25 protein-coding genes and 3 riboswitches are annotated in these 25,783 nt (G+C 66.0%); of the genes, 6 read left to right on the plus strand and 19 right to left on the minus strand.

Going from position 1 to position 25,783, the window contains the following annotated elements:
- The first annotated feature begins 25 nt into the window (after window positions 1-25).
- The gene (locus ABIB06_RS03280) at window positions 26-1,012 is read left to right on the plus strand and encodes a sugar ABC transporter substrate-binding protein (RefSeq protein WP_354044169.1); all 987 of its coding nucleotides are present in this window, start codon (window positions 26-28) and stop codon (window positions 1,010-1,012) included.
- Window positions 1,013-1,087: 75 nt separating this feature from the next.
- Complete coding sequence (locus ABIB06_RS03285; protein WP_354044173.1) at window positions 1,088-1,375, plus strand: YciI family protein; 288 nt, start codon at window positions 1,088-1,090, stop codon at window positions 1,373-1,375.
- Here the strand turns inward: ABIB06_RS03285 and ABIB06_RS03290 are convergent.
- The 3 genes from ABIB06_RS03290 to ABIB06_RS03300 all read right to left on the minus strand — a co-directional run bounded on the left by ABIB06_RS03290 (window position 1,347) and on the right by ABIB06_RS03300 (window position 5,578).
- Complete coding sequence (locus ABIB06_RS03290) at window positions 1,347-1,688, minus strand: hypothetical protein (protein WP_354044580.1); 342 nt, start codon at window positions 1,686-1,688, stop codon at window positions 1,347-1,349. The two genes, ABIB06_RS03285 and ABIB06_RS03290, sit on opposite strands and share 29 nt — an antisense overlap.
- A 63-nt stretch (window positions 1,689-1,751) precedes the next feature.
- Window positions 1,752-3,221, minus strand: a complete 1,470-nt coding sequence (locus ABIB06_RS03295; RefSeq protein WP_354044176.1) for a PepSY domain-containing protein — start codon at window positions 3,219-3,221, stop codon at window positions 1,752-1,754.
- 11 nt (window positions 3,222-3,232) lie between these two features.
- Window positions 3,233-5,578 (minus strand): TonB-dependent receptor, encoded by a 2,346-nt coding sequence (locus ABIB06_RS03300; protein WP_354044180.1) that lies wholly within the window; start codon window positions 5,576-5,578, stop codon window positions 3,233-3,235.
- 113 nt (window positions 5,579-5,691) lie between these two features.
- Window positions 5,692-5,893: riboswitch (cobalamin riboswitch) on the minus strand.
- 70 nt (window positions 5,894-5,963) lie between these two features.
- On the opposite strand from ABIB06_RS03300, the gene ABIB06_RS03305 reads away from it, so the two are divergent.
- A complete protein-coding gene (locus ABIB06_RS03305) occupies window positions 5,964-6,536 on the plus strand; it encodes a histidine phosphatase family protein (RefSeq protein WP_354044184.1) in 573 nt (190 codons plus the stop codon).
- Here ABIB06_RS03305 and cobT read toward each other — a convergent pair whose 3' ends face one another.
- The 8 genes from cobT to cbiE form a co-directional block, all read right to left on the minus strand.
- Window positions 6,537-7,589, minus strand: coding sequence for a nicotinate-nucleotide--dimethylbenzimidazole phosphoribosyltransferase (gene cobT, locus ABIB06_RS03310; RefSeq protein ID WP_354044188.1), 1,053 nt, complete (start codon window positions 7,587-7,589; stop codon window positions 6,537-6,539).
- 15 nt (window positions 7,590-7,604) lie between these two features.
- Window positions 7,605-8,354 (minus strand): precorrin-6A synthase (deacetylating), encoded by a 750-nt coding sequence (gene cobF, locus ABIB06_RS03315; protein ID WP_354044191.1) that lies wholly within the window; start codon window positions 8,352-8,354, stop codon window positions 7,605-7,607.
- Between the two features lie 46 nt (window positions 8,355-8,400).
- A complete protein-coding gene (locus ABIB06_RS03320; protein WP_354044195.1) occupies window positions 8,401-9,078 on the minus strand; it encodes an energy-coupling factor ABC transporter permease in 678 nt (225 codons plus the stop codon).
- Between the two features lie 37 nt (window positions 9,079-9,115).
- Window positions 9,116-9,335, minus strand: a riboswitch (cobalamin riboswitch).
- A gap of 45 nt (window positions 9,336-9,380) precedes the next feature.
- Complete coding sequence (cobA, locus tag ABIB06_RS03325; protein ID WP_354044199.1) at window positions 9,381-10,112, minus strand: uroporphyrinogen-III C-methyltransferase; 732 nt, start codon at window positions 10,110-10,112, stop codon at window positions 9,381-9,383.
- A complete protein-coding gene (locus tag ABIB06_RS03330) occupies window positions 10,109-11,419 on the minus strand; it encodes a cobyrinic acid a,c-diamide synthase CobB (protein WP_354044203.1) in 1,311 nt (436 codons plus the stop codon). Before ABIB06_RS03330 ends, cobA begins: the two co-directional genes overlap by 4 nt.
- Entirely contained in the window at window positions 11,419-12,201 is a 783-nt protein-coding gene (gene cobM, locus ABIB06_RS03335) for a precorrin-4 C(11)-methyltransferase (RefSeq protein WP_354044206.1), read from the minus strand. Before cobM ends, ABIB06_RS03330 begins: the two co-directional genes overlap by 1 nt.
- Window positions 12,198-12,566, minus strand: a complete 369-nt coding sequence (locus ABIB06_RS03340) for a cobalamin biosynthesis protein (protein WP_354044209.1) — start codon at window positions 12,564-12,566, stop codon at window positions 12,198-12,200. Before ABIB06_RS03340 ends, cobM begins: the two co-directional genes overlap by 4 nt.
- Window positions 12,563-13,744 carry a precorrin-6y C5,15-methyltransferase (decarboxylating) subunit CbiE gene (cbiE, locus tag ABIB06_RS03345; protein WP_354044213.1) on the minus strand — a complete coding sequence of 394 codons (1,182 nt, stop codon included), beginning with the start codon at window positions 13,742-13,744 and terminating at the stop codon, window positions 12,563-12,565. The genes ABIB06_RS03340 and cbiE overlap by 4 nt, the downstream gene beginning before the upstream one ends.
- Between cbiE and ABIB06_RS03350 the strand changes: the two genes are divergently transcribed.
- A complete protein-coding gene (locus tag ABIB06_RS03350) occupies window positions 13,743-14,489 on the plus strand; it encodes a cobalt-precorrin-6A reductase (protein ID WP_354044216.1) in 747 nt (248 codons plus the stop codon). The genes cbiE and ABIB06_RS03350 overlap by 2 nt on opposite strands.
- On the opposite strand, the gene cobJ is transcribed toward ABIB06_RS03350, so the two are convergent.
- Genes cobJ through ABIB06_RS03385 form a run of 7 tightly spaced genes read right to left on the minus strand, consistent with a single transcriptional unit; the run spans window position 14,465 to window position 22,370 of the window.
- Complete coding sequence (cobJ, locus tag ABIB06_RS03355; protein ID WP_354044219.1) at window positions 14,465-15,199, minus strand: precorrin-3B C(17)-methyltransferase; 735 nt, start codon at window positions 15,197-15,199, stop codon at window positions 14,465-14,467. The genes ABIB06_RS03350 and cobJ overlap by 25 nt on opposite strands.
- Entirely contained in the window at window positions 15,196-15,927 is a 732-nt protein-coding gene (locus ABIB06_RS03360) for a precorrin-2 C(20)-methyltransferase (protein ID WP_247289004.1), read from the minus strand. The genes cobJ and ABIB06_RS03360 overlap by 4 nt, the downstream gene beginning before the upstream one ends.
- Window positions 15,928-16,557 (minus strand): precorrin-8X methylmutase, encoded by a 630-nt coding sequence (locus tag ABIB06_RS03365; RefSeq protein WP_354044223.1) that lies wholly within the window; start codon window positions 16,555-16,557, stop codon window positions 15,928-15,930.
- Window positions 16,557-17,720, minus strand: coding sequence for a precorrin-3B synthase (gene cobG / locus ABIB06_RS03370; RefSeq protein ID WP_354044226.1), 1,164 nt, complete (start codon window positions 17,718-17,720; stop codon window positions 16,557-16,559). Before cobG ends, ABIB06_RS03365 begins: the two co-directional genes overlap by 1 nt.
- Window positions 17,717-20,965 (minus strand): cobaltochelatase subunit CobN, encoded by a 3,249-nt coding sequence (cobN, locus tag ABIB06_RS03375; RefSeq protein WP_354044230.1) that lies wholly within the window; start codon window positions 20,963-20,965, stop codon window positions 17,717-17,719. The genes cobG and cobN overlap by 4 nt, the downstream gene beginning before the upstream one ends.
- A complete protein-coding gene (cobW, locus tag ABIB06_RS03380) occupies window positions 20,965-21,999 on the minus strand; it encodes a cobalamin biosynthesis protein CobW (RefSeq protein WP_354044233.1) in 1,035 nt (344 codons plus the stop codon). The genes cobN and cobW overlap by 1 nt, the downstream gene beginning before the upstream one ends.
- On the minus strand, window positions 21,996-22,370 hold the full coding sequence (locus ABIB06_RS03385; protein ID WP_247350160.1) for a DUF1636 family protein: 375 nt from the start codon (window positions 22,368-22,370) through the stop codon (window positions 21,996-21,998). Before ABIB06_RS03385 ends, cobW begins: the two co-directional genes overlap by 4 nt.
- 96 nt (window positions 22,371-22,466) lie before the next feature.
- A riboswitch (cobalamin riboswitch) is annotated at window positions 22,467-22,684 on the minus strand.
- Between the two features lie 40 nt (window positions 22,685-22,724).
- On the opposite strand from ABIB06_RS03385, the gene cobO reads away from it, so the two are divergent.
- Together cobO and ABIB06_RS03395 are read left to right on the plus strand one after the other, a co-directional pair.
- On the plus strand, window positions 22,725-23,360 hold the full coding sequence (gene cobO / locus ABIB06_RS03390) for a cob(I)yrinic acid a,c-diamide adenosyltransferase (RefSeq protein WP_354044238.1): 636 nt from the start codon (window positions 22,725-22,727) through the stop codon (window positions 23,358-23,360).
- Between the two features lie 10 nt (window positions 23,361-23,370).
- The gene (locus tag ABIB06_RS03395) at window positions 23,371-24,819 is read left to right on the plus strand and encodes a cobyric acid synthase (protein ID WP_354068447.1); all 1,449 of its coding nucleotides are present in this window, start codon (window positions 23,371-23,373) and stop codon (window positions 24,817-24,819) included.
- Here the strand turns inward: ABIB06_RS03395 and cobD are convergent.
- A complete protein-coding gene (gene cobD, locus ABIB06_RS03400; protein WP_354044245.1) occupies window positions 24,808-25,773 on the minus strand; it encodes a threonine-phosphate decarboxylase CobD in 966 nt (321 codons plus the stop codon). The two genes, ABIB06_RS03395 and cobD, sit on opposite strands and share 12 nt — an antisense overlap.
- Window positions 25,774-25,783 lie beyond the last annotated feature (10 nt).

Below are 25,783 nucleotides of genomic sequence, written 5' to 3' on the forward strand. Positions count from 1 at the left end.
AAGCAAAATGAGGGATGGAGACAACATGAATAAGAAACTGGGTTACCTGACGTATTATTTGACGCTGCCGCTGCTGATGGCGGCCGCGTTCACCACCGAGGTTCGCGCCGACGGCGAGACCATCGCCGTCTTCACCAAGAACCAGACCAACCCGTTCTTCCAGACGGTGCGGGTCGGCGCCGACAACATGGCGAAGACCCTGAACGCGAAGACGCTGCAGTACATTCCGACCAAGCCTGACTCTATCCCAGAACAGCTCAGCCAGATCGAAGACGTCGTGGTGAAGAAGCCGAGCGCCATCGTCTTCACGCCGGTCGACTACAAGGCGATGGTGCCGGGGGTTGAGAAGATCAACGAAGCCAAGATCCCCGTTATCAACATCACCGACCGCTCCGCCGGCGGCAAGTTCCTCTCCTTCGTCGGCGCCGACGATTACAGCCTCGGCCTCGAGACCGCGCGCTTCCTGCTCAAGACGTTGGGCGGCAAGGGCAACATCGTCATTATCGAGGGCGTCAAGGGCTCGCTGACCAATGTCGACCGCGTCCGCGGTTTCAACGACGCGCTGAAGGAAAACGCCGGCGCAAAACTGCTGGCCTCGCAGCCCGGCAACTATCAGCGACTCCAGGCGCTCCAGGTGATGGAGAATTTGATGCAGTCGAACGCGCAGATCGACGGCGTGCTCGCCGCCAACGACGCCATGGCGGTCGGCGCGATCGAGGCGCTCGACGGCGCCAACCGCAAGGCGCAGGTGATCGGCATCAATGGTACCAAGGAAGCGATCGACGCGATCAAGTCCGGCAAGCTGCTCGCGAGCGGCGACTACAACGGATTTTTCCAGGGATGCCTCGGCACCATGATGGCGATCCGATCCTTGCGCAGCCAACCCGTCATCGCCGAGATCGTGCTGAAGCCGACCGTCATCACCAAGGACAATTACCAGCCGTTCGACGTGCCGCTGGAGCAGCGGAACTGCCCGACTTTCGAAGAAGCCGGCAAGCTCGGCGGCAAGTAAGCGTATCCATCAAGACAAACATGGACGGCCGCCGTCGCGGCCGTCCCAAGAATCCGAGCAGGAAACGGAAACATCATGCTGTTCGCCATTCACGCCATCGACCGCACTGGCGCGCTGCCGACGCGGCTCGCCAATTACGACGCCCATAAATCGTTCCTGAGCGACACCTCGCGCTTCGGCGTCAAGATCGTGATGTCAGGGCCGCTCGTCTCCGACGACGGCGAGAGGATGATCGGCAGCCTGTTCCTGATAGAGGCGCCCGGCCGCAGCGAAGTCGAAGCCTTCAACCGAGCCGATCCGTTTGCGGCGGCCGACATCTGGGAAAAGGTCACGATCACCGGCTTCCTGCGCCGCCAAGGCTGAGGGCGGGCAAAACCAAAAGCGCGAAAACAACCCCATGCACAGTAGAACGAGGTTGTTTTTGCTTGCCAAGCCCACCGGCCGGCTCGTGGCGGACATGGATCCGGAACGAAATTTTGGAGCACAACTGCTGTGATGGTGGATCGTCGTCGACCTTGAGCCGGTCGTAGGTCATGAAAATCTTGATTGATCCATGCCCCTGCTTCACCAGCGCCGGAATGTGCTCCTCGACCGTTTCCTTGGTACCATCGGCGATGATCATATGAAATGTGTAGATGGCGACGTCGGCTTCAAAGACGTCGGTCAGCTGCGTCACAGAGGTCTCCGTCACTTAATGGCCCCATGTTTCGAGAATTCGGCCGGACGCGCAAGTCCCCGGCTATGCGTTTCGGCCGCTGCGGCCCGGCCCAATAGCTCGGACTGACAATGAGAACCGCAACCGGCGCCAGCCGATGACGATCCCGGTGACCGAGAACACCAGTCCCAACATACATAGTCCGACAATCAGAACATCGCGTAGACGTGGATGCGCCATCAGGGCGGGAAAATCCAGCGTGTGCAGCGCGCCGTAGAACCAGCGATAAGCCCGCCGCGACGAATCCAGCCTTTGCAGCAAATTGCCGTCGGCGCCGTCGATGTCGAACCAGAGGTCGCCGCAGCGCGAGCGGTAGACCGGGGCACCCGGGACGGTGGACTGCGCGGGATAGTCGTCGCTGTCGGCAAGTACGGACGGTACGGCGCAGCCGGCCGCGAGGCGCGCGGTCAGCCCCTGGAGCTCGTGCGCATCCAGAAATCCCGTTGATCTATCGCGGGGCGCATCGCCTGCCTCGATCAACGTCTGGGCGGCAAGGCCCATCCGATCCCGCCGATAGAGATTGCCGTTGACGGCAAACCATTCGATTTCACGGGCCGACAGCGATATTGGCTGCCGATCGAGCGATGCGGCCGCCGTCCAATTCGGTGAAGCGTTCATCACGCCGGCTTCTGCCGAGGTCAGTTGCCCGCGCGAGAACAGCCGCCCGTGATCCATGGAGAGCCAGCCACTGAAAATCCATGTCAGCACGAAGACCGTCGCCGCGAGTCCGATGAGATGATGCAGGGCATGCCAGCCACGATAGGGTGAGCCGATCAGACCTCCGCGAAGCTTGATCCGCGTAAGGCCGAGCACAGCGCCAAGCAAAGCTGCGATCAGGGCCAGCAGCGACAAGGTCCAGACCACGCGATCCCACAGCCACCAGTTGCTTCGCAGGATCGTTGGATAGATCCAGTGCAGCACGCTGCCGACAAGATTCCAGCCACGCTCGCTGCGCGTTGTATCCAAAACGATCTCGCCGGTGAGCGAGGAGACGTAGACCTCCGTTGCGGCGGCGTCGCCGAGAGCAATGCGAAACAAGGGCCGATGGCGGTCAAAGCCGTTCGGCATGCTCCATTGGTCATAGCCCGCGCGCGCGACAATCGCGGCCCGCGCGGCATCGAGTCCGCGGCTGCGTGCATGATCTCGCGCAATAGCCAGTGCAATGTCGGAAGACGTGACCGACGCGTCGCCCCCATCGGCGGCACGGACTGCGCCTGCACGCGATGGCGCCGAGACGATATAGACCGGTCCGTCGCTGCGCTGGATCAGCCGAACGCGCGTCGCATCCCCGATCCCGCTCGCGGTCACCGCATCGGTGACCGCGATCCTCGCCTCTGCGCGATCCACCGGCGCCAGTCCGGCAAAGCGTTCCGCTTCCGTCAGGGACGGAAACGGAACGAAGTGCATCACGATTCCCGTCGCGAACCACATCGCAAACAGCAGGCAGAACGCGATCCCGAGCCAGCGATGCAGCAGAACGATCGCGCTCATCATCGATCAGCATCCTACCATTTGAACGCAGCCGAGATCTCATAGGTGCGCGGCGCACCCAAGAGGATCTGGTCGGGATAGAACGGATCGCCCCAGATCGCATAACGCTTGTCGGCGATGTTGCGCACGCGGAACGTCAGGCGGGCCTGGTCGAGCGCATCGAACACCGTTTTGGGAATGTCGACGAAGGCGTAGACGTCCGCGACGGTGTAGGCCTTCATCGTCACGACGTTGGCATCGGTGTTGTAGCGGTCGCCGACATGGCGGCCGGTGATGCCGAGCTCCACCGGCCAGGGCGTGAAGAGGCGCCAGGAGGCGCCGGCGTTCGCGACGATGCGCGGCACATTCGGCGGCGTATTGCCGGAGAACGAGCCGCCGACAAAATTGTAATCGGCATAGCGCGCATCGACATAGGCGATGTTGCCCCAGAGACGCAGAGGCTCGATCGGCCGCACGGATGCAGCCAGCTCCACACCCTTCGACTCCTGCCGCCCGGCGAGGTTGAGCTGCATGCCGCCGGCCGCGGCATAGACGTTCTTGCGCAGGATGTCATAGGCCGAGAACGACCACTCTGCCCGGTTGTCCCAGAACAGGTGCTTGACGCCGGTCTCATAGGTGCGCGCAGTGGTCAGGTTGAGCGGATCGGTCGGATTGAGCAGGAAGATGTTGTTGGCTGCGATGTCGGCGCCGGTGGCGTACTGGCTGAAGAAGGTCAGACCCGGAACGGCTTCCCACGTGTAACCGATACGCCCCGTTGTCGGGACCCAGGATTTCGAGAACGGGAAGTTCGCGTTCCCCAGCCCGGTCTTGTCGGTCGAGTTGCGGTCGAGCCCGATATGCTCGACGCGGAGGCCGCCGACCAGCGCGAAGCTGCGCGTCAACTTCAGCCGGTCCTCGAACGACAGTGCCTCGTTGTCGATGCGGGCGGTCTGCTGCTTGGTCGTGAGCAGGCCGTAATAGCCGCGGTCGGGATTGACCAGCGAGACATCGTCGTTCGGGAAGTTTGCCGCGCCCGGCCTGACGAAGTCGAGATAACTCGACGAAAGCGTCGTGACCAAGCGGTTGTCGAAGCCGGCGATGTTGGCATCCCAGATCAAGTCGGTGATGTTGCCGACAAGGCGCTGGCTGTGCGCGACATAGAAGCGCTCGCGATACACCCTGTTCGTCGTGGAATCGAACGCCTCGATCTCATTGTTGAACCAGGTGCGTTCCGCACCATAACCATAGGCTTGGCTTTTCAGCGTCAGGTCAGGCGCAAGCCTCAGCTCGAAGCCGCCGCGGAGCCACACCTCCTGCGCCACGTTTCGATTGTCGAGGACGTTGTAGTTGGTGTTGAAAGTGCGGTCGTCGATGGTGACAGCCCCAAGATCAGTCCTGTTGAAGTAATTGCCCGAAACGATCCCCGTCGTCGCATGCGAGCCGCTGAAGGCGATCGGCACCAGCGGTGCACCCCAATAGGCTTTCGAACGGTCTTCCCGATACTCGATCGCGCCCCAGATCTTGAGACTGTCCGAAATGCGGTAGTTAAGCTGGCCGGAGACGTCGAGCGTCTTGGTGTTGGTGTCGTCGGCAAAGCCGTTGAGCGAAGCACGGCTGACATCGAAGCGATAGTCGAGTCCCTGTACGTTGGTGCTGCCGCCCGAACCGTAATGCGCGCCGAACGAGTTCAGCGAGTCCGAGAAGAAATCGGCTTCGTTCCGGATTGGTCCGGTGTGCGGCTGCTTGGTAACGGTGTTGATCGCGCCACCGGCGGCACCTTCGCCCGAGATCAGCGAGGCCGGACCTTTCAGGAATTCCACTGCTTCGAGATTGGCCGTGTCCATGATCCGCGAGGTCATGTTCTGCGGGCCGATCTTGATGCCGTTGTAGAGCATGTTGATCTGGCTGTTGGTGAAGCCGCGCATCGAGAACGCCGCAGGCTCGGCCGGGTTATCCCCTGAGGTGACGCCGACGGCGCCCTGCGCAACCTCGGAAACAGTGCGATAGCCCTGCTCGCGCATAGTTTTCGCTGAAATCACCTCCACGGTGGCGGGGACCTCCCGCACGGTTAGACCGAGACGCGAGGCGCTCTCGGGGACTGCATTGGTGTTGAGCGGTGTTTGCGCCGCTGCGGTGGGCACGACAGGCTTGGGCACTGCGGATGCAGTCGCCGGCCGGCGCGCTGCTGCGCGGCGTGGGCTCTGCGCTTCCCGGGCGGCCGGCCTGGCCAGCTTCCGGGGATGAGCGGGCGATATCTCGACGGGCGGCAGAGGTTCGCGAACCTGCTGCGCCATCGCAGCGGGCAGATCAAGGACGGCAAGGGATGTGAGCGCAGCGGACGCAAGGAAATTGCGCAGCCGGATGGCATGGACGGAAAACATGGTTCAGACCTCGGTATGACGTCAGTGGCACGTCACAGCGAACGAGGTCTCACCTTGGCTTGTCAGCCTTCCGATGAAGCCGAATGTCTGTACTCCCCGACCGACATCTTCGCGTGTGACCACGGCTGACGGCAGGTCTCCTGGCTCGCGGGTCACTACCTTGCGTCGCCTTCCCGGGACCGAGATACCCAGTGGCTCGTGACGCAAGATTCGCCGCTTACAGTTGCGGGGGCAGCCACGGCATTGGGGACAAAGTCCCCGCACCGCATTCCCTTTTCATCCCCTCTCGGGGAAACCGTCACGAGCATCTAGGATTACGATCCAGACAGAGTCAATGTGCCAGCAGGCGTTATTGCCACAACGACCAACTTCCTTGGAGATAAGCATGGAAGGCGAGACCTTCCTCTGGCTGATACGGCATGCGCCCGTCGACGGGATCGCCGGGACGATCCATGCAGCCGATGCGCCGGCCGATCTCGGCGGTCGCGCGCAGTTGGAGGCGCTGCGGCAGCGTCTGCCGCAGAACGCCACGAGCTTTGCGAGCCCGTCGCGGCGCACGGTCGAGACGGCCCGCGCGCTGGGGCTAGAACCCGAGTTGGTGGGCGAATTCAGCGAGCAGGACTTCGGTGCCTGGACCGGTCGTCGGCATGACGATCTCGCAGCGACCGGAGGGGACGCCTATGCGCAGTTCTGGAACGATCCGGCGCACGGACGGCCGCCGGGCGGCGAATGCTTTGAGGATCAGGTCACGCGCGTCCGGCTGGGGCTCTCGCGGATCGGAGCCGGATCGGCCACGCTCGTCGTGCATTCCGGCACCATCCGCGCGGCGCTGTGCATCGCGCTGGATCTGACGCCACAGTCGGCCCTGCGCTTCGTCATCGATCCGCTGTCGCTGACCCGGATCGACCGGCTCACGACCGGCTGGCGCGTCGTCTCCGTCAACCAGCGGATGCTTTGATCAGGCCGGACGATCCGGCACATTGGCCTGCGCAAAGGTCGCCATGTCGTTGTGGAGCGCGCAGGCAGATCGCACCAATGGCAGCGCGATGGCCGCGCCCGATCCTTCGCCGAGCCTGAGATCGAGGCTGATCAGCGGTTGCACGTTCAGCGCACGCAGCACCAGCCGGTGCCCCTGCTCCGCCGATCGATGCGATGACAACAAGAATGGCTGGCAAGAGGGGTTGAGCCGCGTCGCCGCCAGCGCCGCCACCGACACGATGAAGCCGTCGAGCAGCACAGGGATGCGGCGCTGCGCAGCCGCAATAACAGCGCCGCAGATGGCCGCGATTTCGAGGCCGCCGACGGCGCACAAGATTTTCTCGGGCGAAGCGCCCGCAACGCCATGGTGAGCAATCGCAGCGTCGATCACCCGCGCCTTGTGCGCACGGCCGGCCGCGTCGACGCCGGTTCCGCTGCCCGCGATCTCCTCGGCACCCATGCCGAGCAGGCTCGCCGCAATCGCCGCCGATGTCGTGGTATTGCCGATGCCCATCTCACCGAAGATCAGGAGATCGGGCTTGCTGGCCGCGGCGCGAGCAACTGCGCGCTGACCGGCTTCGAAGGCAAACGCCAGCTCCGCGGGGGTGAGCGCAGCTTCGACGCTGAAATCGCGCGTGCCGCAACGCGGCTTGTCGGTAACGATTCCCGCCATCTCCTGCTGCGCCAGCGTGCCGGCGTCGACGACCTCCAGGTTTGATCCCAGTTCACGCGCAAGCACCGAGATCGCGGCGCCGCCGGAGGCAAAATTCGCCAGCATCGCGATGGTCACTTGTTGCGGATAGGCCGAGACGCCCTGCGCGACAATGCCGTGATCGCCGGCGAAGATGATGATCGGCACCCGCGCCGCGCGCGGCTGCTCAGTTGCTTGCAGGCCCGCAAGCTCGATCGCGAGCTCCTCGAGCCGTCCGAGCGCGCCGGTCGGTTTCGTCAATTGCGCCTGCCGCGCGACCGCCGCCTCGCGATGGACTGCCGAAATATCGGGGCACTGTTGGTAGACCCATTCGGGGAGCATGCTGCCTCGCTTGCCTTACGGCCTGCGCTTGAGGATGTAACTGTCCATGATCCAGCCATGCCGCTCGCGCGCCTCTTGCCGCACAGCGACGATACGCGGACCGATCTCGGCCAGCACGCCGGACATGATGACCTGATCCGGCATGCCGAGATAGGCGCCCCACCAGATGTGAAGCCCTTCCGGATCAAGCGACTGGAACGCCGTGCCGCCGTCGAGCATCACCACCACGGTATCGACACCTTGCGGCCAGCCGCCATCGCGCAAGCGGCGGCCCGTCGTCACCAGGAATGGCTCGCCGATATCATTGAGCGGCAGCGCATGTGCCGCGCACAGCGCCTGGATCGAGGTGATGCCGGGCACGACTTCGATCTCAGGCGACGGATTGAGCCGCCGCGCGATGCGCAGCGAAGAATCATAAAGCGAGGGATCGCCCCAGATCAGCAGCGCGACCTTGCCGTCAGCGTCGAGATGATCTGCGATCGCCTGCGACCAGGTCGCGGCGACGGCATCGTGCCAATCGTCCACGCCCTTGCGGTAGTCCGCTTCAGCCGCGTCGCGCACTGGAAGATCGAACTCGGCGATGCGCGTCGTGTCGCTGGTGAGCACATCCGCGCAGATCGTCCGCCTGAGATCGGCGAGATCGGATTTTGCGGTCCCCTTGCGCGGGATCAGGACGAGATCGGCCGCGTTGATCGCAGCGATCGCGGCGCGCGTCAGCTGCTCGGGATTGCCGCAACCGATGCCTATCAGGGAGAGCGTGAACATCGAGGCTGCGAAGGGCGGCCATGACGGCCGCCCATTCGCTTGTCTCTCAGGCCGCGCTATGCAAACGCGGGGTGACGAGGCCGGGCGCGGTGACGCCGCGCAACGACTTTGCCAGCGCCAGCACGCCGAGATCGGCGAGCGGCTCGATCACGATGACCAGCGCGTAGGACGCCGCGAACGTCGCGATGTTGGCGAGGTTGGTCGCGCCGAAGCCGGAGCCATAGAGCGCCCAGAACGCCACCCAGGCGATGACGCCGAACTGATACGTCGTCGAAAGCGCCAGTGCCTGGCGGTACTTCAGATCGACATAGGCGGTGTTGCGCGAAATGATCCGCGTGGCGATCGCCTGGATCGCGAACAGCGGCACCAGGAGCGTGGTGACGTTCATGCCATATTGCGGCAGGTCGGGCGGCTCGAAGAAGATGCCCTGGAACAGCAGGCCGAACGCGAGGCCGAAGGCCGCTGGCGCAGCACCGAACAGCAGGAACAGGGTCGAGCCGAGGATGAAGTGCACTTCGGACACGCCGACCGGGAAGTGCGGCAGGATCTCGAAGAAGACGAACACGAGGGCCGTGGTGGCGAGCGTGCGCGCCGCGAACGACGTGATACCCTGCTCGCGCACGGTCTCGACCGCGAGCTTCAACGCAACGCCGCCGACGGCGATGCCGGTTGCGTAGCTCAACACGAGCTTGGCGTCCGAGACTAGTCCGGGTTCGATATGCATGGCTCAGATCCTTCTTGCCGTCACACCCGACGGCCTTGGCCTAAAAACGTGCAGGGCCGGTCTCCTGGCTCGCGGTTCACTGGGAGTCTCCGGCCTTCCCGAACCTTGCGGCCCAGTGGCTGATCGAAGTCCCTCACCGCTTACAGTCGCGGGGGCGGCTGGGGTTTTGGGCGCCGCAACTGGGTCCGCCCATCCCCATTCCCGATTATGCTCCGGCGCTTTGCGCCGCGTCGAGCACCATGCCTCTCCTGTGTGCCTCTTTCGCAAGCCGGGCGTCAAGGGGCGAAGGGCGGCCGAGGCCGTCATGACGGATATTCCCCCGCCAGCGCGCCGAACAGGATCACGGCCGCCGTGGAGGCCGCCCCGCCCCGGGCAAGCTGCTCGGCAAGCTCCGAAATGGTGGTGCGGACCAATCGTTCATCGGGACGGCCGAGGGATTCGGCGAACAAGGCCGGCGCGGTTGGGGAGAGCCCATGCTCTATCAATTTTGCGACAAGCGCCGGAAACGTGCGGCGGCCCATATAGACCACGGTCGTCGCCTCCGGATCGGCCAGCGCCGCCCAGTTGAGGTCTGGCGGCAGCTCGCCCGTGACGTCCGCGCCGGTGATGAACTGCACCCGGCGCGAGGTATGGCGCCGGGTCAGGGGAATCCCGGCCTGGGCCGCAGCGACGCAGGCCGTGGTGACGCCCGGAATGATCTCATAGCCGATGCCCGCATCGCGCAGCGTCTCGAGCTCCTCCTCGAGCCGGCCAAAGATACCGGCATCGCCCGACTTCAGGCGAACTACGCGCACACCGGTTGCGGCGTAGTCGACCAGGAGGCGGTTAACGTGGTGCTGCTTGGTCGAGGGCCGCCTTGCCCGCTTTCCCACCGCGACGAGATTGGCGCCGGGACGGGCCAGATCGAGGATCGCGCCCGAAGCAAGATCATCATAGAGCACGACGTCGGCCTCGCGCAGCCGCGCGGCACCCTTGAGCGTGAGGAGCTCGGGATCGCCGGGGCCGGCGGAAACGAAGGAGACAAAACCGCTCACCGGTCCTCCGCGATCAGATGAAAGAACGTGCCGGTGGCTTGTCCCCGCCGCGAGCCGGTCTCGGTGATGACCGCGCCTGTCGCGTCGTGCACGACCGCCAGCGGCGTGTCGGGCTGCGCGAGGATCGTCGAATAGTGGAATTCATGACCACGCAGGCGTGCACCCGCCTGATGACCCGGCATCGGCGCTGTGAGCTCGGCCAAGCGATAGCCCAGATGCATGCGGCGTTTGGCAAAGCTCGTCTCCAGGCCGAGCAGGCCCGTCATCTCGTGGCGGATACCGTCGGCGTCGGTCAAAGCGGTACCCAGCACCATATAGCCTCCGCATTCGCCGTGCACCGGCCGCGTCGCTGCGAAGGCGCGTAATCCGCTGCGGAAGCGCGCATTGCCGGCGATCTTCCCGGCTTGGAGCTCAGGATAACCGCCGGGCAGCCAGCACACATCGGCGCCCGGATCAGGACCTTCGTCAGCCAGCGGTGAGAATGTCGATATCTCCGCACCCGCCGCGCGCCACGCTTCCAGCATATGCGGATAGACGAAGGAGAACGCAGCGTCACGGGCAAGCGCAATGCGCTGGCCGGGCGGCGTCACGTTCACGCCGCGTGCGGCAGGTTGCGGCGACCAGCTGGCAGCCGATTGCAGCACCGCATCGAGATCGACATGCTCGGCGACGAAGCGCGCGGCCTCGTCGATCAACTTGCCGATCTCCGCTTGCTCCTCGGCCTGCACCAGTCCGAGATGCCGCTTCGGCAGGCTGATCTCGGCATGGCGCGGCAGCGCGCCGAACACGGCAATGCCGGCATCCAGCAGCGCACGCCGCACGAGGGCTTCATGGCGCGGGCTGGCAACGCGATTGAGCACGACGCCTGCAAGGCGCACGCCGGGACGATAGTCGCGAAGGCCTGCGGCGATGGCTGCCGCCGTCTGTGCCTGTCCCGAGGGATCGATCACCAGCAGCACCGGCCAGTCCAGCATCTCTGCAATGTCGGCGGTCGCCCCGGTACCGCAGACGCCCCGCGCGGCGACGCCGTCGAACAGGCCCATCGAGCCTTCGGCCAGCACGACATCGGCGTCAGTGCCGCGGCTGACGAGATGCGAGATCGTCCCGCGATCCATCGCCCAGCTGTCGACATTGACGGAGGCGCGTCCCGTAGCGGCCGCATGAAACGCAGGGTCGATATAGTCAGGCCCGCTCTTGAAGCACTGCACCCGCAATCCGCTATTGCGCCAAGCGCGAGCGAGCGCCAGCGTCAGCGTCGTCTTGCCGACGCCCGAGGCCGGCGCGGAGATGACGAGCCCTGCCGCCATCACGACACCTCCGGAAAACGCGGCTCTGCGCCCACGGGGCGATAGCGGCGGTCGTAATCGGCGGCATAGAGACGGCTCTCGGAAAAATCCGCCGAGCCCAGCGTCTTGCCGACCAGGATAAGCGCGGTGCGCTCCATCTCGCCGCCGACAGCAGCGTCGAGTGTTGCGAGCGTGGCGCGGACGATGCGCTGGTCGGGCCAGCTCGCACGCCAGACGATCGCGACCGGGCAATCCGCGCCGTAATGCGGCGTCAGCTCGGCGACGATCTTGTCGAGCAGGTGGATCGACAAATGGATCGCGAGCACCGCGCCGGTGGCGGCGAACGCGGCGAGCTTCTCGCCTTCGGGCATCGCGCTGGCGCGGCCCGGGGTGCGCGTCAAAACCACGGTCTGGGCAAGGCCGGGCAGCGTCAGCTCGGCCTCCAGCGCAGCCGCGGCGGCCGAGAAGGAAGGCACGCCGGGCGTGACGGTGTAGGGAATGTCGAGCGCGCGCAGGCGGCGGAGCTGCTCACCCATCGCCGACCAGATCGAGAGATCGCCCGAATGCAGCCGCGCGACGTCCTTGCCGTCGGCATGCGCGGCAGCGATCTCGGCGATGATCTCGTCGAGCGACAGCGGCGCGGTGTTGACGATGCGCGCGCCGGGCGGGCAATGCGCCAGCACGCCCTCCGGCACCAGCGAGCCGGCATAGAGGCAGACCGGGCACGTGGCGATCAGATCGCGTCCGCGCAATGTCAGCAAATCGGGAGCGCCCGGTCCGGCGCCGATGAAATGCACCGTCATGCGCCGTCTCCTTCCGCGATCGCCGCGGTCGCGGTGCGATCCTGCGAGACCACCCGCGTTGCGATCAGTCGCGCGCGAGGTCCGGCTGCCGCGAGCGCTGCGGCCTCGGCAACCGATCCCGTCCCGAACTTTTCCGCAACGAGTTCTGACTGTGTCGGCGTGTCGATGCCGGCCAGCATTTCGGCGGCGATCGCCTTGATCGGCACGCCGCATTCATGCGCGAGCTGCTTGAGGGCTTCTGCCTCGGCTTTGTCACTCACAGTCGCGATAGCCGCGAGGCCTTCGGAACCGCCGGCCGCCAGCAGCGCCTCACGCAGCGACGCCAGCGTGACATCCTTTTTGAATCCGAGCCCGGCGACCTTCATCGGACCGCGCTCCATTGCACCACGGGCCGCACAGCCTCCCAGGACCGGTAGCGGCCGAGCGGAGTGGCGTGTGCAATCTCGACCCGCATCAATTCGCCGCCGTGGCGCTGGTGCAGCTCACCGAGCAGCGCTTCCGTCTCCAGCGTCACCGCATGCGCAACGAGCCGCGTTCCGGGCACGAGGCGCGACCAGGCGGCGTCGAACATCGCGACGTCGAGACCGCCGCCGATGAAGACGGCATCCGGCACTTCCAGCGCAACCAGAGCTTCGGGCGCTTTTCCCGTGATGACTGTGATCCGATGTGCCAACCCGAACGCCGCAGCATTGTTGCGAATGTTCGCGGCACGATCCTCGCGCGCCTCGACCGCGATCACCGTACCGCCGCACAGCGCCCACTCAACCGAGATCGAACCCGAACCGGCGCCGATGTCCCACAGCCGTTCACCGGGACGCGGCGCCAGCGCCGAAAGCGCGAGCGCACGGACCGGACGCTTGGTGATCTGGCCGTCATGGACGAAGAGATCGTCTGATAGTCCCGAGCTGCGAGGAAGGCCCTGCATGCCCGCCGCCTCAACGGCCACTGCAACCAGGCTCTCGGCAAGATCACCCGCAAAGCTATCGGCGCGATGCTCGTTGATACTTTCGCGCAGCCCGCCGAGCGCGGCGAGCGTCCAGAATGACGAGGCACCCCAACCGCGCGCCGTCAGCCATTTCGCGAGATCGCCGGCCGCCTTACTGTCGCGTACGAGACAAATAATGCGCGCACCTCGCGCCAGATGCGGCACGAGACGCTCGAATGGCGCGGCGTGGAGACCGAGACAGGCAATTGCTTCGAGGCGCCAGCCCAGCCGTGCGGCGGCGAGCGAAAACGTTGACGGGGCCGGATGCGCGACCCACTCGCTGGCGTCGAGTTTCTCGGCGAGGCTCGCGCCCACGCCGTGCCAGAACGGATCGCCGGAGGCGAGCACCGCCGTCGGGCGGCCGCGGCAGCCCAGCACGATATCTGCGTCGAATGGCACCGGCCACGGCCGACCCCGGCTGGTCACATCGGCAAGCGCGAGGTGCCGTTCCCCGCCGAAGACGGTTTCAGCATTGGCGAGCGCCTTTCGGCTTGCTTCGGACAGCCCGGCAAGGCCATCTTCGCCGATACCGATAATGGTCAGCCAGGGATCAGCCATGACGCGCGCCGTCATTCTGGGCGGAACGGCCGACGCAAACCTGCTCGCGGCGGAGATCGCGCGCGCAGGCATTGACGCCGTGTATTCCTATGGCGGCCGCACCCGTGCACCTGCCAATCAGCCGCTGCCGACCCGCATCGGCGGTTTTGGCGGCGTCAGCGGACTTGCTGACTACATTCGCCGTGAAGGCATCACGCATGTGGTCGATGCGACGCACCCCTTCGCGGCCGGGATGAGCCGCAACGCGGTTGAGGCGTGCGCGGAAACCGGAACGCCGCTGATCGCTCTTGAGCGTGCGCCATGGACCAAAGCGCCCGGCGATAGCTGGATCGAGGTCGCAGACGTCAACGCTGCCGTCGCCGCGCTGCCCGAGGCGGCGGAAAATGTGTTCCTCGCCATCGGCCGCCAACACATCGCGCCATTCGCGGCCAAGCCGCAGCACGCCTATACGCTGAGATTCGTTGATCCGCCCGAAGCGCCGCTGCCCCTCGCCGCGGACGTCATCGTGTCGCGTGGGCCGTTCACGCTTGAGGGTGAGCTGGAAATGATGCGCGCGCGAGGCATCGCGTGGATCGTCGCCCGCAATTCCGGCGGCGACGGCGCGCGCGCTAAAATCGACGCCGCCCGCAGGCTCAGCCTGCCAGTCATCATGATCTCGCGACCGGAGCTGCCCGAACGATTGCGGGTCGAGAGCGTGGCGGAAATCGTACAGTGGCTCGGTCATCGCACCTGCCTCGGCGCATAGACCCAGCGGCCGACGCGGCGGGTCTGCGAATTACCGACGATCACCAGCGTGCGCATGTCGGCCATCTCGGGCGTCGCCTCGTTCAGCCTGACGGTCTCGATCCTTTCATCGGCGGCGCTGATCGCGCGCGCGAAGATCACGAGGCGCTCGCCGCAGCCGGCCTCGTTCAGCACCGCAAGCGCACGGCCAAACCCTTCCGGCCGGCTCGCCGAGCGCGGATTATACATCGCAATGGCAAAGTCGGCTTCCGCGGCCAACCGCAGGCGCTTCTCGATCACCGCCCACGGCTTGAGATTGTCCGACAGGTTGATCGCGCAGAAATCATGGCCAAGCGGCGCGCCGGCGCGCGCGGCAGCCGCCAGCATCGCGGTGATGCCGGGCAGCACACGGATCGGCAGCTCCTGCCATTGCGGCGCCTGTTCGAGCGCCTCGAATACGGCAGACGCCATCGCGAAGACACCGGGGTCGCCGGAGGACACGACGACGACCTGGCCGCCTTCGGCCGCGAGCCGCAGCGCCTCGCTTGCGCGCTGCAGCTCTTCGCGATTGTCGGAAGGATGCAAAGTGAGCCCTGCCCGCGCTGACACGCGCGCGACATAGGGCGCGTAGCCCAGAATGTCGGTCGCGGCGGCAAGCGCGGCGGAGACCTCGGGCGTCACCAGCGCATCGCTGCCCGGCCCGAGGCCCGCGATGGTCAGCGTGCCCGTCATTCGGCGGCGTCCGGATGCCGGCCCTTGCCGTGCACGAGCACGATCGCGAAATAGGGGCAGTCGGCGGCATCGATCTCCGCGAGCCGCACCACGCGCTCGCCGGGCATGGTGCCGCGCTCGACCAGCCAGGCGTCGTCCAGCCGTCCGGCGGCAGCGAGCGCGCGGCGGACCTTTGCCAGATTGCGCCCGGTCTTCATGATCACGAGCGCATCGGAATCGCGCATGCGGCGCTCGAGCTCGGCCTCGGCGAGCGTGCCCATGAGCACCGTCGTCACGTCATCACCGAGCGCGATCGGCTGTCCCACGCCATTCCAGCAGCCGACCATGCCGGGAATGCCGGCGATCACCTCGATCTCGACACGGCCTTGCAGGCGCGTGTGCAGATGCATGAAGGAGCCGTAGAAGTAAGGATCGCCCTCGCAGAGCACGACGACGTCGACCGCACGCGCCAGCCGGGCCAGACGTTCCGCCCATTCGTCGTGGAAGCCGGCAAGCAGCTGGACATATTCAGGCGTGTCGAAGGCGATTTCCGTGGTGACCGGATATTCCATCGGATATTCGGTGACGTCGGCCGCCAACATGCCCTCGACGATGCGGCGCGCCTGGCCGGGCCGGCCCTTCTTGCGGAAATAGGCGACATGCTTTGCGCCGCGCACCGTGCGATCGGCGCGCACGCTCATCAAATCGGGATCACCGGGGCCGAGACCGCAGCAGATGATGCGTCCCATCTATTCGCTCCGGCTCGCCAGCGCGTTCACGGCGGCGACCGTGATCGCGGAACCGCCGAGGCGGCCCTCGACCGTGAGCGCCGGCGCCGGCGGATCGGCCATCAGCGCAGCCTTGGATTCGGTGGCGCCGACGAAGCCCACGGGACAGCCGATGATCGCCGCTGGCCGGGGACAGTCGCGGTCCTCCAGCATGTTGAGCAGATGAAACAATGCGGTCGGCGCGTTGCCGATCGCCACGATCGCGCCATCGAGATGCGGGCGCCACAATTCGAGAGCCGCAGCCGAACGGGTGTTGCGCATGGATTGCGCGAGCGCGGGAACGGTCTCGTCGCCCAACGTGCAGATGACAGCATTGGCCGCGGGAAGCCGCGCGCGCGTAATTCCTTCGGAGACCATGCGCGCGTCGCACAGGATCGGTGCGCCCTTCTGCAAGGCTGCGCGCGCGGCTGTCGCCATGCCTGATGTGAAGCGGATATGCGCCTCCAGGCCGACCATGCCGGCGGCATGGATCATCCGCACCACCACCTGCTCCTCGTCCGGCGAAAAACGCGCAAGATCAGCTTCGGCCCGGATGGTCGCAAAGGACTGCCGATAGATCGCCGCGCCGTCGGTCTCGTACGAGTGCGGCATCAGTGCCCCCCCATCAGGATGGAGGGATCTCTGACGATATCGTCGCGGCTCAGCCCCCGCAGGATGGGCTCATCGCGTGTCGACCCACCGCGCACGAGATCGAAGCCTGCGCCGGTCGCGACCAGAGTGATGGCGGCCGCACCGGAATGGGCGCAGCCCTTGGCGCAACCAGAGACGTGGAGCCGTGCGGCCGCGCCGATGTTCGGAGCCAGGGCCGCGGCCAGACCGCGGGTATCGGCATGCGCCTCGCGACAGCGTGGCGCGCCGCTGCAGGCGATCACGCGTAGCGCAGGATCGTAGGCCTCGGTGATCAGGCCAGTCGCGTTCGGCATCACGCGCTTGCCTTCGCTCAAAACCATCCGCCACGGCGTCATGCGCAGCGCATGTCCGAAACCGGCGAACTGGTCGAGCGTCGCATGCGCCATCTGTCCGAAGGCGACGCCGACCATCGCACCTTGCGAATAGAGGCCGGGACGCGCCGCGGCCATGATCGGCGCCGGCTCGGCATCGCCGAGCAATGCCGCCGGCAGGATTGCACCGGCGGCCAGATGCGCCGCCATCCGCCCGCGCCCGCCCCTGGCGCCGCCTGAGATCGCGAACCAGTTGGCGAGCGCGAGCGCGGTGGTCACGGCTTCGCCGCGCGCGACGGAGCGGCCGAGTTTGTCGCCAGCGGCCCGCACCAGCAGTCCGCCGGATCGATCGCGTTCGATTCGTACGTCCGCGGAATCGCCCGCAAGCACGCGTGAGGTGCCGTCATCAATGGCGAAGCCGAACTTGGTTGGAAGTTCGAGCTTGCTGTCAGCGAGCGCCTCCTCAAGCTCGGCGGCGAGCGATTGTGTCGTGTCTCCGGCACGCCAGAACGGCGTCACAAGAATGTTGCGACGGGATTCGGTGTCAGCGTCGGGGTCGAGCAGCGCCAGTTCCGAAAGGCCGTCGAGCAGCAGCCTGTGGCTGGTGTCGCTGACGCCCCTGATCTGGAGATTGGCCCGACTGGTCACGTCGATCAGGCCGTTGCCATGGCGTTCGGCGAGACGGGCCAGTCCGGAGATTTGTGGAGCATCGAGCCGTCCGCCGAACGGACGTACACGAACCACGAGCCCGTCGCCCGATTGCATCGGGCGCAGCGCGCCGGGACACCAGCCCTTGACCACGGAAGCGCTCATGACGCCTCCCGCAGCGCAGCCGCGATCGAATTGCGGCGCGTTCGCCAGAGCGAGACCTCATGCAGGCGCGTGAAACATGTCTCCATCGCTGCCAGCGCTGCCGGATTTTCGCGGGCCATGAAGGCGCGGACGTCGTCATGGCCAAGCGTCGCATCATAGTAGAGGTCGAACAGATGCGGCGGCACCGCGCCGGCCAGATGCGCGAAGGCCGCCATGTGCTCGAGCGTTGCCGTGATCTCGGCCGCCCCGCGAAAACCGTGGCGCATCATGCCGGCGATCCAGGCCGGGTTGGCCGCGCGCGCGCGGACCACGCGCGAAATCTCCTCGGTCAGCGTACGCGCATGCGGCTGCTCGGGTCGCGTCGTGTCGAGATGATAGAGCGATGGTCCTGCCGCGCCGAGATGCGCTGCGGCCGCCGCAATGCCGGCTTCATGGGCGGCATAGTCGGCCGCGAGCAGAAGATCGGTTTCCGGCAAATCTTGCACGTGCACGAAAGCATCGGCGGATGCGAGCCGCGATTCGATGCCGGCGCGATCGGGCTTGATCGCGCCGTCCGCGGAGAACGCCCAGGACGATGCCGAGAGCCAGGCTTCGCCGGCGGCTTCGCGCGTCTCGGGCGTGAACGCGTCCGGGATCGCCGAGAGGCCGACGCCGTATTGTCCGGGGCGCGGCGCGAACACGCGCGACGTGCGATGGCGATACGGATTTTCATCGCCCTCGTCGTCGCGGGTCGCCAGCGCCTCGGAGGCGGCTTCGAACAATTGCGCGAGGCCGGCGAAGACATCGCGAAACAGGCCCGAGACACGCAGCGTGACGTCGATGCGGGGCCGGCCAAGCTCGGCCGGCGCGATGATGTCGTAGCCGGTCACACGGCCGGAGGCGTGATCCCAGCGCGGCGCAAGACCGGCCAGATGCAGCGCCATCGCAAACTCTTCGCCCGCGGTACGCATCGTCGCCGAACCCCAGAGATCGACGACAAGGCCCTTCGGCCAGTCGCCGTGATCCTGCAGGTGACGACGTAGCAATTCTTCCGCGAGCTTGATGCCTTGGGCATGCGCCGACGGCGTCGGCACCGCGCGCGGATCGACAGCAAAGAGATTGCGTCCGGTGGGCAGCACGTCCTGACGCCCGCGATAGGGCGAACCTGACGGCCCCGGCGCGACACGCTGTCCTGCAAGCGCGGCCCGCAAAGCGTCTCGTTCAGCGTCGCCGCAGGGTCCGCGGCCGAACACGTGCAGGCCGTCGCCGAACTGGCTTTCCTTGAGATCGCAGACGAAGCGGTCGATCCGCGGGATCGCTTCGGCCGGTGCGGCCGCAGCATCGAGACCAAGATCGTCTTCGAGGCCAGCCGCGCGTGCCTCGTCACGGATCGCGGCGATCAAGCGTTGGCGGCGGGCGGGATCGAGGCCATCGGCAGTCGAATATTCATCGAGAAGCTGTTCGAGCCTGCGCAACCCGTCCGGCACCGCTGATGCTGCCAGTGGTGGCGGCAGATGGCCGATGGTGACGGCGCCGATGCGCCGTTTGGCCTGCGCGGCTTCGCCGGGATCGTTGACGATGAAGGGATAGATAACGGGCAAATCGCCGGTCAGGGCTTCCGGCCAGCACGTCTGCGACAGCGCCACTGATTTCCCGGGCAGCCATTCCAGCGTGCCATGCGCGCCCATGTGCACGACGGCATCACAGCCCTGCCCCCGCAGCCAGAGATAGAACGCGACATAGGCGTGGCGCGGCGTGCGGGCGAGATCGTGATAGTCGGAATCGCGCGTGGTCGCATCGCCACGCTCCGGCTGAACCGCGATGATCGACCGGCCGCAACGGATCGCAACGAAGTGGAACGCGCCGTCGCGGCAACCCGGATCGGTCGCCGGTGCACCCCAGGCTTGCGCGAGATCGTCCTGCAAGGATTGCGGGAGGCGCGCGAGCGCCGCGCGGTAATCGGCAATGCTCCAGCTCAAGGTCTGCTTGAGCAGCGTTTCGCCGAGTCCATGGACCGGCGCGACATCGAAGCCGGCCTCCGCGAGGTCGGACAGCAACGCTTCGACGGAAGCAAGCGCATCGAGACCGACCGCATGCGCGATCTGGTGCGGACGACCCGGATAGTTCGAGAGCACGAGCGCCAACCGCTTGCCGGCAGCCGGCTTCTCGGCAAGGCGCCGCCAGGCTGCAACATGCGCGGCGACGGCGTTCACGCGCTCTTCATCCGCGCGATGCGCAAGATGCGAGAATTGCAGATCGGGATCGCGCATCGCGGCCGATTTGAAGCTCACCACACCCGCGAACAGACGGCCGTCGACCTCGGGCAGCACAACATGCATCGCGAGATCGCCGGGCGACAGACCACGCAGCGACTCGGTCCAGTCCTCCCGCCGCACCGATGAGAGCGCGACCTGGAACACCGGACAGGATGCAGCATCGAACGGCGTCGTGCCGTCCTCGCCCATCGCCGAGAACGCCGTCGCATTGACGATCGCAGCCGGAGGGTTCTTCGCGAAATACGTCCCAAGCCAATCCGCAACGCCTGCAGCCTTCAGCGAGGTGACGAATACGCCATGCGCATCAAATCCCTTCTCGCGCAGCGCGGCAATCAGGGCATCGACCGGGGCGGTGTCCGCGGCGGTGAGATAGGAGCGATAGAACGTCACCAGCGCGCGCGGCTTCCCCTCGGAGGCCGACGGCGCCGCAATGACGCCCCGCCCGGGGTCGTAAAAACCCATCTCGGGAACGTTCATCTCGCCGATAACCGGCCCGGCATAGAGACCGGAGGCCAGCGCGAGCTGCGCGATCGCCGCTTGCGCCGCGACGGGGCCGCCGGTGTCGCAGAGCACCTTGAGCCGCCGCAGCGTCGAGACCGGCAAGGTCGAATATGCGTCCAGCCGCGTGTCGTCGCGGCCGTCGGCCGGCAGCACGGCCAGGACGATGCCGCGATCCTTCGCCAGTTGCTGCAGAGCCGCGAGCCCATACGCCCAATAGGACTCACCGCCGATCAGACGCACCAGAATGCCGCGCGCCCGCGACAACGTACGCTCGATATAGGTGTCGACCGAAAGCGGATGACGGAGCTCTGCGAGATTGACGAGCCGCAGCGACGGCAGAGTGTCGCGGCCACGGCGCCAGCCGGCCGCGAACGCCGCAAGATCCGAATCCGAATACGAGAGCACCACGAGATCGGCCGGATCCTGGCCGATGTCCCTTGGCGTCGCGGTCTCCTCGAGACCGCGGCTCTCGCGGAAGACGACGTGCATCAGATACCGAGTCCCGCCTTGATCGCGGCTTCATCAATATTTCCGTGCTCGCCGATCACGACGAGCTTTGACTGCCTGTGACCAGCGCCCCAGGGCTTGTCGAACTGGTGGCGCACGCGTTCACCGACTGCTTGCAGCAGCAAGCGCATCGGCTTGCCCGCAACCGCGATGTAACCCTTGGCGCGCAGCACGTTTTGCTCGCGCGCGAGACGCTGGACCGACGCGACCAGCGCATCGACATCGGCGACTTCAGGAAGATCGATCACGACCGAAGCAAAATCATCGTGCTCGTGCTCTTCCTCGCCGTCATGATGCGAGGGGCGCGCAGCAAGATCATTCTCGGCGGCAGCGCCGAGACCGAGGATGAGGCGCGCGTCGATCGCACCATCGGTCACCGGCAACATCGGCACGCGACGCGGCATCTCGGCGGTGATCGCCGCCTTGGCCGCTTCGAGGCCTGCCGCGCCCGCAAGATCCGCCTTGGTCAGCAGCACGATGTCCGCGCAGGCGATCTGGTCCTCGAACACCTCCGACAGCGGCGTCTCGTGATCGAGATTTTTGTCCGCCGCGCGCTGCGCTTCGACAGCAATCGGGTCGGGCGCGAAGCGACCAGCGGCGACAGCTTCGGCATCGGCCAGCGCGATTACGCCGTCGACCGTGATGCGCGAACGGATCTCCGGCCAGTCAAATGCCTTCAGCAACGGCTTTGGCAGCGCCAGGCCCGAGGTTTCGATCAGAATGTGATCGGGCCTTACCGGCCGCGACAGCAACTTCTCCATGGTCGGAATGAAATCGTCGGCAACGGTGCAGCAGATGCAGCCATTGGCGAGCTCGATGATGTTCTCTTCCGGGCAATTGGCGTCGGCGCAGGATTTCAGGATCTCGCCGTCAACGCCCTGGCTGCCGAACTCGTTGACGAGCACCGCAAGCTTCTTGCCGTTGGCGTTGGCGAGCAGATGCTGGATCAGCGTCGTCTTGCCGGAGCCGAGAAATCCCGTGACCACCGTGACCGGGACTTTTGCGAGCGAATTCATTCGGCGGCCTCCGGCACGACGGCCATGGGGGGAATGCGGGCAAGCGATTGCTTGCGGAAGATCTCGGGACGGCTGCGCCAGGGCACGAGGCCGTCGGGCGCGGCGGCATAGGCGGCGGCGCCCGCGACCACGTCGGGCGCATTCGCATCCGACAGGCGACCATAGACATAAGACCAGCGGCCGGGCGCGCTGAGCGCGACCGAGCAGCCCTGGCTGCATGCAGACAGGCATTCGACGGGAACTACATTGACGCCGTCGGGCACGCCGGCATCAAGGATCGCACCATGCAGGCGCTTGCCGGGTGTCGCCTCGCCCTCGCCGAGCGTCTCCCCGGCACGGCAGGTGATGCAGACGTGAAGTGTGACGGTCATCGCCTCTTCCAGAATAAATAGCGGGAAGCGAAGAGGCGCACGAACCATTCTTGCGAAGGCCCGCTTCCCCGTCGCGGAACACCCCGTCCGCCGGTCCAAAACTCGTCCGCGCTGGCAGGTCTCCCGGCTTCCGGAGCAGGGTTTCCCCTTCGATCCCCGCCTTCCCGATCCCCAAGGGGTCAGTGGCTTCGGGCATCTCTCCGGTCACGGTCGCGGGGGCGGCTGCATTTTGGAACCAAATCTTGCCGATTCGGACCCTATCGCATTCCCTCTTCGCCTGTCGTAGGACAGGAACCAACGCCGGGCCACCATTTGCCCCCGGCCGCCTCTTGTCAAGCCGAAGGACCCCGTCCGATGACGCCTGAACCGGATACCCAAACGGTCGACGAGACCGACGCCCGCCACGCCTCGAAAATGGCGAAGAAGAAGGTCGCCCGCGACAAGATCATGGCGACCAAGAGCGGTGAAAAGGGCCTCATCATCGTCCACACCGGCGCCGGCAAGGGCAAGTCCTCCTCCGCCTTCGGCATGATCGTCCGTTGCGTCGCCCACGGCTTCCCCTGCGCGGTCGTGCAGTTCATCAAGGGTGCCTGGGATACCGGCGAACGCCGCACGCTCACCGGCCATTTCGGCGACCTCTGCCAGTTCCACGCCATGGGCGAAGGCTTCACCTGGGAGACGCAGGACCGCGCCCGCGACATCGCCGCAGCGCGCGCCGGCTGGGAGAAGGCCAAGGAGCTGATTCTCGACCACAACCTGCGCATGGTCGTGCTCGACGAGATCAACATCGCGCTGCGCTACGACTATCTCGACATCGCCGAGGTCGTCGATTTTCTGGCTACGCAGAAGCCGCCGATGACGCATGTCGTGCTCACGGGACGCAACGCCAAGGACGAGCTGATCGAGATCGCCGATCTCGTCACCGAGATGACGCTGGTCAAGCATCCCTTCCGCTCCGGCATCAAGGCGCAAGCCGGCGTCGAGTTCTGAGCACGACGCGATGGCGCGCGCATTGATGATCCAGGGGGCCGGCTCGGACGTGGGCAAGTCGCTCATCGTCGCCGGCCTCGCGCGCGCCTTCACGCGACGCGGCCTGCGCGTGCTCCCGTTCAAGCCGCAGAACATGTCGAACAATGCGGCCGTGACCGTCGACGGCGGCGAGATCGGCCGCGCCCAGGCGCTCCAGGCGCTCGCCGCCGGCGTCGAGCCGCACACCGACATGAACCCGGTGCTGCTGAAGCCCGAGACTGATGTCGGCGCGCAGGTGATCGTGCAGGGGAAACGCATCGCGACCGCGCGCGCGCGTGAATATGCGGCGATGAAGCCGTCATTGATGGGCGCCGTGCTGGAGAGCTTTGGGCGGCTGAAGGTGCGCGCCGATCTCGTGCTGGTCGAAGGCGCCGGCAGTCCGGCCGAGGTGAACTTACGCGAGGCCGACATCGCCAATATGGGCTTTGCGCGCAAGGCCGATGTGCCGGTGGTACTGGTCGGCGACATCGACCGCGGCGGGGTCATCGCGCAACTCGTCGGCATCAAGGCGGTGATCGACCCGGACGATGCCGCGATGATCCAGGGTTTTGTCATCAACAAGTTCCGCGGCGATCCCACGATGTTCGACGACGGCTATAAGCTGATCGAGCAGAAAACATCATGGCGCGGCTTCGGCGTGCTGCCCTGGTTCACGCGCGCCGGCGAGCTGCCGGCCGAGGATGCGCTGGGCCTGAGCGATGCGCGCAAGCCGGGGCAATGCAAGATCGCATGTCTCGCGCTGTCGCGGATCGCCAATTTCGACGATCTCGATCCGCTAAAACTCGAACCTGGCGTCGATCTCTTGATGGTGCGGCCGGGCGAGGCCATCCCCGGCGACGTCAGGCTCGTCATCATTCCCGGCTCGAAATCCACCCGCGGCGACCTCGCCTTCCTGCGCGCGCAGGGCTGGGACATTGATCTCCTGGCGCATTACCGCAGAGGCGGCCATGTGCTCGGCCTCTGCGGCGGCTATCAGATGCTCGGACGCAGCGTCGCCGATCCCGATGGCATCGAAGGACCTGCCGGCAACACACCGGGTCTCGAACTTCTGGATGTCGAAACGGTGATGAGCCCGCAGAAGACGCTGACCCGCGTCGCGGCCGTGCACGCCGCCACGGATCAGCCGATCGAGGCCTACGAAATCCACATCGGCCGCACCGACGGACCCGACCGCGCGTGCCCATTCGCAAAGCTGAACGGCGAACCGGAAGGCGCGATCTCGCGCGACGGACGCGTGCAGGGCAGCTATCTGCACGGCCTTTTCAGGTCGGATGATTTCCGCAAGGCGTTTTTGGCAAAGCTAGACATTCCCGCAGGCGACGAGCCGTATCACGCCAGGATCGAGAGTGCGCTCGATGCCCTCGCCGATCACATCGAGCAGCATCTCGACGTCGCCGAACTGCTCGCGCTAGCGCGCTAGAGCCTCGGCCAGACGCGTCCATTCGGATTCGCTGCCCGGAAGCCCGAGGCGCAGCCATGTCGGCTCTCGCGCGAACACGCGCGACCAGATATGGCGACGCGCCAGCGTCTCTTGCGCGGCGAGCGCGTCGGGTGTCTCGTAGAGACGAAACAGCGGCGTCCCGCCAACGAGCGTCCAGCCTTGCGACTGCACCATGGCGTCGAGGCGAACGCAGTCTCGCGCGAGCCGCGCGGACGTGGCTTCCGCCCAGGCATCGTCACGCAGAGCGCGGCAGCCAATCGCGATCGCCGCTCCCGAGACCGGCCACGGCCCCGACATCGACGCGAGCCTGGCAATATCGGACGAATTGCCGAGCGCAAAGCCAAGCCGCAGGCCGGCAAGGCCATAGAACTTTCCGAAGGAGCGCAGGATCAGCAGCCCCGGCCGGTCTGCTTCCAGCGCGAGCGACAGTTGCGGGTCCATATCGGCAAAACTCTCGTCGATGACGAGACGGCCGACGCGCGGCAGCAGCTCCAGCAAATCCTTTGACGGATGGCACCGGCCGTCGGGATTATTGGGATTGACGACAATGGCGAGGTCCGCGCCGGCCAGTGCGTCGAGCGCGCCGACCTCTTCTACCTTCCAGCCCGCAGCCGAGAGCACCCCGGCATATTCGTTGTAGGTTGGCGCGAGGATGCGCGCGCGGCTGGGTGGTGCGAGTTGCGGCAGCAATTGAATTGCGGCCTGTGCGCCGCCAAGCGCAACGACCGCCGCGCTGGTGCGGTAAGCGTGCCGCGCCGCCTGATGCAGCGCCTCGATCTCGGATCGCGACGGTAAGGCATTCCATGCGCGCGAGCTCACCTCGCCCACGGGATAAGGCAGGCGGTTGATCCCCGTCGACAGATCGATCCAGTCCTCCGCGCGTCCGCCGAAACGCTGCTGGGCCAGATCGAGATTTCCACCGTGCTCGCGCATGCGCTGTTCT

Origin of the sequence: Bradyrhizobium sp. LB8.2 (assembly GCF_040548035.1) — a bacterium.
Taxonomy (GTDB): Bacteria; Pseudomonadota; Alphaproteobacteria; order Rhizobiales; family Xanthobacteraceae; genus Bradyrhizobium.